We start from the raw sequence: 7387 nt of genomic DNA, 5'->3' as shown, positions 1-7387 counted from the left end.
TCGGGTAGTGGTTCGGGCTCGGGTAGTGGCTCGGGTAGTGGTTCGGGTTCCGGTAGTGGTTCGGGCTCGGGTAGTGGTTCGGGTTCCGGTAGTGGCTCGGGTAGTGGTTCGGGTTCCGGTAGTGGTTCGGGCTCGGGTAGTGGTTCGGGTTCCGGTAGTGGCTCGGGCTCGGGTAGTGGCTCGGGTTCCGGTAGTGGTTCGGGTTCCGGTAGTGGCTCGGGTAGTGGCTCGGGTTCCGGTAGTGGCTCGGGCTCGGGTAGTGGCTCGGGTTCCGGTTCTGGTAGTCGTTCCGGCTCTGGCAGTGGCTCAGGCTCTGGTTCCGGCTCGGGACTGAGCAATAAGAGCAAGATGAAGTGGGCGGCCGGCGGCGTTGCAGCGCTTGGTGTCGGCGGTTACCTGCTTACCCAGCAGGGCTCCGAGGGCGAGACTCCCGGGGTGGAGACTCCCAGGGCAAAAGAGACTCCTGACATTCCTGGTGCGGGCGACAAGCCGACTACTCCCACCACTCCGACGGTGCCGACTACTCCGACGGTGCCGACGACTCCGACGGTGCCGACTACTCCGACGGTGCCGACTACTCCGACGGTGCCGACTACTCCGACGGTGCCGACGACTCCGACGGTGCCGACTACTCCGACCACGCCCACTACTCCAACCACTCCGACCACCCCCGGCGACCGCTCCAACTCGGGTTTGTTCGGACCGGACGGCCTCGGATCGGGTGCACTCTCCGCAGACGAACTCGGTTCGGGTGATAGAAAATCGGGCGGCACCGGCACCGGCACCGGCACCGGCACCGGCACCGGCACTGGTGGCGGGACCGGCGGTGGCACTGGTGGCGGGACCGGCGGTGGCACTGGTGGCGGGACCGGCGGCGGGACCGGCGGCGGGACCGGCGGCGGCATGGGTGGCCTCGAGAGCATTCTCCCTCTCATGGGTTTGATGGGGTCTGGTCTCCTCGGAGACCAAGGCGACAGCGGTGAGGAGGACGAATCCGATGAGGACGAGTCCGATGAACCACCGGCTTCCGCCCCTGCCCCCAGCCCGGGACCGGCTGTTCCTCCCGGTGAAGGCCAGCCTCCGGGTGAGGGTCAGCCGCCTGGGGAAGGCCAGCCTCCGGGCGAAGGTCAGCCGCCCGCCGAGGGTGAGCCTCCAGCGGAAGGTCAGCCGCCTGGGGAGGGTGAGCCTCCGGCGGAGGGTGAGCCTCCGGGTGAGGGTCAGCCGCCTGGGGAAGGTCAGCCGCCGGGCGGGGGCGGGCCTCCGGCGAACGGTGAGCCTCCCGCGGAAGGTGAGCCACCCGCGGAAGGTGAGCCACCGGCCGAGGGCGAAGCTCCCGCGGAAGGTGAATCGACCGAGGACGAGCCCGGCACCAGCTCGGGGCAAGGACTGTAGGAGAAGCCCTGTGCCGGATCCACCTTCGGCGCCTGTCGGTGCCGACTCGCTGCTCGTCACGTCATGAGCGGCGGAGATCGGCGGAACGACTGTGGCCGCGTGTGTCCGGAGCAGGGCGGGCGGCGCCACCGGAAGCAGGCCGGTGGCGGCGCCGTGCGGTCGGTCGGCGGCCGACCCGGTGTTGCGCTGGCACCGTGCGGCGGCTGTTTCGGCGGAGGTGCCGGCAGCGCAACCGGCACGCGTTACGCGTCGACCGGTGAAACGGCAGTCGTCTGGCACAGAGGCGGTCGGCGATTTCTTGTCACCGTGATCTCCGAACTCGGACGGACAGGGCCTCGACCGTCGCTCGCCTGCGTATCGCGACGAAGAGGTGCGCGGGCTCCACGACCGCTCCCGGTGGACCGGTCAGCGGCGGCGTCCGGCGCAGGGTGCGGCCTTGGCGGACTTCGCCTGATCGACCTCGTCGTCGGTGAGCGCGCGGACCGGGAGTTCCTGGCGGGCCACATTGTCGGCGCGAATCCCGTTGAGCGTGATGGCCATATAGCGCCGCCAGATCTCGGGGTTGATGGGTTTGGCGAATTCGGCCAGGCCGTCGACCATATGGATCATCGCGAAGAGATCCGACGGTTCGATATCGGGCTGTAGTACGCCGGCCTCGCGGGCCCGGCCGACGATCGCGGCGACGGCGGGTTTGATCCGGTCGCGCAGGCCGTGGAAACGTTCGGTGTCGAGGTCGAGTTCGAGGATGACCTCGCTGAATCCGCGGTTGACGGCCAGATGCCGGCAGGCGTATTCGACGAACTGGACCAAGCCGAGCCAGGGGTCGGGGTCACGCAGGGCGGCCTCGGCATGGTCGGCGAACGCACCGAGGCTGTGCTCGAAGACCTCGGCGATGAGTTCCTTCTTGTTGGCGAAGCGGCGGTAGACCGTGCCCACGCCCACACCCGCCCGCTCGGCGACATCGTCGAGGGTGATCTCCAACCCGCGATCGGCGAACAGTTCACGGGCCGCCTCGACGATACGTTGCTGATTGCGTGCGGCGTCGGCGCGCAGACGCCGGGGTGCGCGCAGGGTCGTGGCGTGTTTCACACCGTGATTCTATCAACGCCGCGATTAAGCGGAGTCGCCTTCTCCGTTATTGTGTTGGCTTGTTCATACAAGCGGAGGTCGGGGGTTCGACGATGCGAGCAGGCAGTGGGTGATCACCGGCTACGCTCTCGCGTTCGGCAGCCTGCTGCTGCTCGGTGGTCGCCTCAGCGACCTGTTCGGGCGGCGTAACACCTTCATCGTCGCCTGATCGGCTTCTCGGTGGCCTCCGCCGTCGGCGGCGCGGCGGCCAACTTCGACATGCTGGTGGCGGCCCGGGTCGGCCAGGGTGTATTCGGCGCGCTGCTCGCACCGGCCGCGCTGTCGCTGCTCACCGTGACCTTCACCGAGCCGTCGGAACGGGCCGAGGCGTTCGGAATCTTCGGCGCGGTCGCCGGCACCGGCGGCGCCATCGGCCTGCTGCTCGGCGGTGCCCTCCCCGAATGGGCCTCGTGGCGCTGGGTGATGTTCGTGAACCTGGCGTTCGCGGCGGTCGCGCTGGTCGGCGCGGTACTGCTGCTGGCCCGCCATGCGGTGGGTTGCGGCCCAGGCTCGATATCCCGGGTACCGCCCTGGTCACCGCCGCGCTGTTCAGCGTTGTCTACGGTTTCTCCCACGCCGAAAGCGACGGGTGGACGAACTCGGTCACTTCGGCGTTCCTCATCGGCGGCGCGGCACTGCTGGCGGTGTTCGTCTGGCCGGAGACCCGGGTGGTCCATCCGCTGCTGCCGCTGCGCATCGTGCTGGACCGCACCCGTGGCGGCGCCTACCCCGCGACAGAACCGCCCGCCTCCGCGATATGCGGAGGCGGGCGGTGGTGTATAGACCGACCGGCGGCGTTATCCCGTGATCAGCCGGCCGGACGGGTCGCCCGGCGGGACCGGCGCCCGGCGCGCGCGGGATCGCTGTGCGGGGTGCGCGCGCTGCTCGTCCGAGCCGGACCGCCGGACTGCCCGGCGCCCTGCTCCGGCTGCCGCCGCGTCGGCGCGGCGGACTGCCGGGCGCTGTGACCCGCCGCGGTGGCCCGGGCCCCGGACCGTCCCGCGGCATTTCCCCGCCGCCCGGCGGATCCGCGCGCACCCGCGTGTTCGGCGGCGCCGGAGCGTTCACCCTGGCGCGACCGTTTGGCGGTGTTCTCCGCGCGGCCGCGCTCCCCACCCCGCGGGGTGGTCGTATCGCGCGCATCGGAGGGCACCGCTTCGGCATGCCCACCGGCGCCCCGGCGGCCGCGCGATCCGCGCCGGCCGTTGCGGGTTCCGCCGGTGGTCCCGCGTGGGGTGCCCGGCTCGGCTGCGGTGGGTGCCGGGTAGCCGGCGACGGGTTCGATGAGACCCGAGCCGTCCGACAGATCGGCGATGATCGGGGAATCGACGGTCACCGGGCGCGGGCGCGCCTCGATCCCGGCCTTGCGCAGCAGTGCCGCCACATCCTTGCGCTGCTCGGGCAGTACCAGCGTCACCACCGTGCCCTCGGTGCCCGCGCGGGCCGTGCGGCCGGACCGGTGCAGGTATGCCTTGTGTTCGGCGGGCGGATCGACGTGCACCACCAGTTCGAGATCGTCGACGTGGATACCGCGTGCGGCGATATCCGTCGCGACCATGACCTTGGCGGTACCCGCGGCGAAGGCGGCGAGGTTGCGGTCACGCGCCGGCTGGGAGAGGTTGCCGTGCAGATCGACGGCGGCGATACCCGCGCGGGTGAGTTCCCCCGCGAGCCGGCGGGCGTGATGTTTGGTGCGCATGAACAGGATGCGGCGACCACTGCCCGCGGCGAGCGCGCGCACGAGGTCCTTCTTCGCCGCCGCCCCGTCGACCTCGAAGATGTGATGGGTCATCTTCGGCGGCGGTGCGGCGGCCTCGTCGACCGAATGCGAGATCGGCGCATGCATGAAACGGTCGACCAGTTTGCCGACGCCGTTGTCCAATGTCGCCGAGAACAGCAGGCGCTGGCCGTCGCGCGAGGTGGCCGTGAGGATCCGGATCACGCCGGGCAGGAAGCCGAGATCGGCCATATGGTCGGCTTCGTCGAGCACCGTGATACGCACGGCGTCCAGCGACAGCGCCCGCTGCTGCATCAGATCCTCGAGCCGGCCGGGGCAGGCGACGACGATATCGACACCCTGTTTGAGGGTTTTGATCTGACGGTTCACCGGCACCCCGCCGAAAACGGTGGTCACCCGCAGGCCACACACCTCCGCCAGCGGAGCGAGGGCCGCGGCGATCTGGGTGGCGAGTTCCCGGGTGGGCGCCAGGATCAGCCCGGTGGGCCGGCCCGGGGTGCGCGCCGCGCCGGCGAGCAGCGCGACCACCGGGATTCCGAACGCCAGGGTTTTACCGCTGCCGGTCTTCCCACGGCCGAGGACATCGCGACCGGCGAGGGTGTCGGGCAGGGAGGCGTTCTGGATCGGGAAGGGTTCGATGATACCGCTCTCCGCGAGTTTCGCGACGATATCGGCCGGGACGCCGAGGTCGGTGAACGTCTGCGCGGCAGCAGTGTTGGCAAGCATGAAGGTATGAGCGCCTTTCGGCATCGGAGGTGATACCGCGACGTCCGTTCGGACCGTCTGTCCGCGCCTACTCGAGGTGGCGGCGTCGCGGGTCCCGACGCGAAATGGCTAACGATCCGCGACGGAGAGTACATGTGTGCGCATCGGGCGCTGGTACTGAAGTGATCCTACCGTACCGCCCGTTTCGTTCCGGACCGGTGACCAACGGCACGGTGTGACGCATCTCCATCCGGCGCCGCGGCCGCATGTCATCCGGTGCGGCGGATCGCCGCGAGCACCGTGTCCACCGAGTGGCCCGCCAGTTCGTCGGAGAGCGGCAGATGTCCGAACAGGGCCCGGAAGTAGATCGGCGCGGCGACCGCGTCGAGTACGAAATCGATATCGGTGCCCGGGTCGATCTCGCCGCGGTCGATCGCGGCGCGCAGGGCGCGGGCCGTGGTCTCGCGGCGCGGGCCGAACACGGTGGACCACAGCTGTTCGCGCAGTCCCGGATCGGCGGCGAGGTCGGCGACCAGGGCGGGCAACACCCGGCCCAGCGAGGTACTGCGCAGGGCGGTCACCAATTCCCGCATGGAGCGGGTCAGATCGGCGCGGAGCTCGCCGGTGTCCGGGGTCGGTTCGAGCCCGAGCAGATCGGCCACCACCGCGGCCACCAGATGTCGTTTGGACGGCCAGCGCCGATAGATCGCCGGGCGATGGATACCGGCGCTCGCGGCGACCTGCCCGATGGTGAGGCCCGTGTAACCCTTGGTGTCGAGCAGGGTTCGCGCGGCCGCCAGGACGGCGATGTCGATCCGTTCGTCGCGGGTGCGTCCCGGCATCAGAACACCGGCCGCGGGACGAGTACGACCTGCCAGCCGTCCGGGTCCGGGAACGCCAGGGCTCCGTGGGCGGCCCAGTAGGGGTTCTCCGTGGGGACCGGTTCGGCGCCGAATTCGCCGAGTCGTCGGACTGTCTCGAACATCCGCGCCTCCGATTCGAAGTACAGCACCAGCAAATTCTCGTTGCTCGGCGCGTCACCGGGGCTGCCGTCGGCGTGGGTGGTGAATTCCAGGTGGTAGCCGGTGCCGGGGAGGCCGAGCATCACCCCGTCGTAGCCGGCGTGATTAGCGAACCGGTAGAGCTCGCGCAAGCCGAGCCCTTCGACGTAGAAGCGGATCACCTCATCGAGCCGGTCGGTGGGGCGGGCGAATCTGACCTGGGCCACCCCCAGGTTGCCGGGCCAGGCGTTGTCAGCGATCACGACGGATAAAAGTACGGTACGTACCGTATCGAATAGCGGTGTAGTGGTCCGCCGGTTTCCGGCGTGGGGTGTGCGGCCGCGGGGTTCATCCGGTCCGGACCGGATGAAAACTCGTAGGTCGCCGCTATTTTCGGAATCCCATGGTCGAGCACCGGAAATTCGAATCACGCACCGGCGGGCAGAACAATCCGGCGCAGCGCTCCAATTCCATCACCCCGCCCGGCGTGGTATATCTCTGCTGCGGCGCCCGGCCGGGCTCCGTCGAGTTACGTCGAAGAAGAGTGTGCGCGTGTCCAATCCAACCGAACCCACTCGCGGGCCGAACCCGCGCTCCCATTCGCCGGCGACCGGCATCACGACTTCCAGGAGTGCCCGGGACGCCGAGCGTGGGGTGATGCTCGTCTCGGGGGCGGGTATCGCGCTGGCCGTCGTCGGATTGGTGGTCACCCTCCTCGTCGGGTCCGGTTCCACGGACGCGGAAGCCGATAGCGCACAGGCGATTACGACGAGCGAGAGTGCGGCACCGCCCGTGGCGCCGGCACCGGCCCCCGCGTCGCTGCCCAAGCGGTACCTGGCCGATATGTCGCCCACCACCGGTACCGCGTATACCGGCACGATATCGGTCAACGGCGTCTCCTACCCGCATTCGATCTATCAGCAGTTCAGCGGCTGCGATACCGAGGTCGGCCACACCTACAACCTGAATCGGGAATGGTCGCGGTTCAGCTCGACTATCGGTATCGCCGACGGCGGCAATTCCCAATCGGTGCTCCAGTTCGAGGTGATCGCCGACGGAAAATCGATCTATTCCTCCGGCAACGTTCCGGTGGGGCAATCGCCGACGGTGGATGTGCCGGTCGCGGGTGTCCAGAACCTGACGATCAGTTTCCTGTTCGTCGGCGGGAATATGGAGAGCTGCAGTCAGGCGGGTAACGGCGTGTGGGGTGACGCGGGGCTCACGAAGTAGGCGACCCGGGTGGCCCGCCCTGTGCGGGTCATCGCAGCCCGGCGGCCGGACGGCTGCCGACCGGGCCCCGGTAGGGGGGAAGCCGGGCCGGGCGCCGACGGTCGCGGGCGGGAATCGGACAGTTCGTTTCGGCGGCCGGCGCTGCGAAACCTGTCTACTATGCGGTGGTCCCCATCGCACCGGGCCGCGGTCG

At 69.5% G+C, this 7387-nt stretch carries 5 protein-coding genes and 1 pseudogene; 2 read left to right on the top strand and 4 right to left on the bottom strand.

Annotation, left to right across the window (positions count from 1 at the left end; all coding sequences use genetic code 11):
- Positions 1-1797 precede the first annotated feature (1797 nt).
- Positions 1798-2481: a TetR/AcrR family transcriptional regulator gene (locus tag ACLML9_RS04800; RefSeq protein ID WP_411944329.1), complete on the bottom strand. Its 684-nt coding sequence runs from the start codon at positions 2479-2481 to the stop codon at positions 1798-1800.
- An 85-nt stretch (positions 2482-2566) separates the two neighbouring features.
- Between ACLML9_RS04800 and ACLML9_RS04795 the strand changes: the two are divergent.
- Positions 2567-3254 (top strand): annotated as a pseudogene (locus tag ACLML9_RS04795) (MFS transporter); the annotation flags it as partial.
- Between the two features lie 74 nt (positions 3255-3328).
- Here ACLML9_RS04795 and ACLML9_RS04790 read toward each other — a convergent pair.
- From ACLML9_RS04790 to ACLML9_RS04780, 3 genes are all read right to left on the bottom strand, one after another.
- Positions 3329-4984: a DEAD/DEAH box helicase gene (locus ACLML9_RS04790; protein WP_411944328.1), complete on the bottom strand. Its 1656-nt coding sequence runs from the start codon at positions 4982-4984 to the stop codon at positions 3329-3331.
- A gap of 248 nt (positions 4985-5232) precedes the next feature.
- Positions 5233-5805 (bottom strand): TetR/AcrR family transcriptional regulator, encoded by a 573-nt coding sequence (locus ACLML9_RS04785; RefSeq protein ID WP_411944327.1) that lies wholly within the window; start codon positions 5803-5805, stop codon positions 5233-5235.
- Positions 5805-6227, bottom strand: coding sequence for a VOC family protein (locus tag ACLML9_RS04780; protein WP_411944326.1), 423 nt, complete (start codon positions 6225-6227; stop codon positions 5805-5807). Before ACLML9_RS04780 ends, ACLML9_RS04785 begins: the two co-directional genes overlap by 1 nt.
- Positions 6228-6516: 289 nt before the next feature.
- Here ACLML9_RS04780 and ACLML9_RS04775 point away from each other — a divergent pair, with 289 nt between their 5' ends.
- Positions 6517-7194, top strand: a complete 678-nt coding sequence (locus ACLML9_RS04775) for an NPCBM/NEW2 domain-containing protein (RefSeq protein WP_411944325.1) — start codon at positions 6517-6519, stop codon at positions 7192-7194.
- Positions 7195-7387: the final 193 nt, after the last annotated feature.

This window comes from Nocardia sp. NPDC002869, from assembly GCF_046764065.1.
In the GTDB taxonomy this organism is placed as follows: domain Bacteria; phylum Actinomycetota; class Actinomycetes; order Mycobacteriales; family Mycobacteriaceae; genus Nocardia; species Nocardia rhamnosiphila.
Note: the sequence above shows the minus strand (reverse complement) of the source record. Positions and strands in the feature narration are given on the sequence as shown.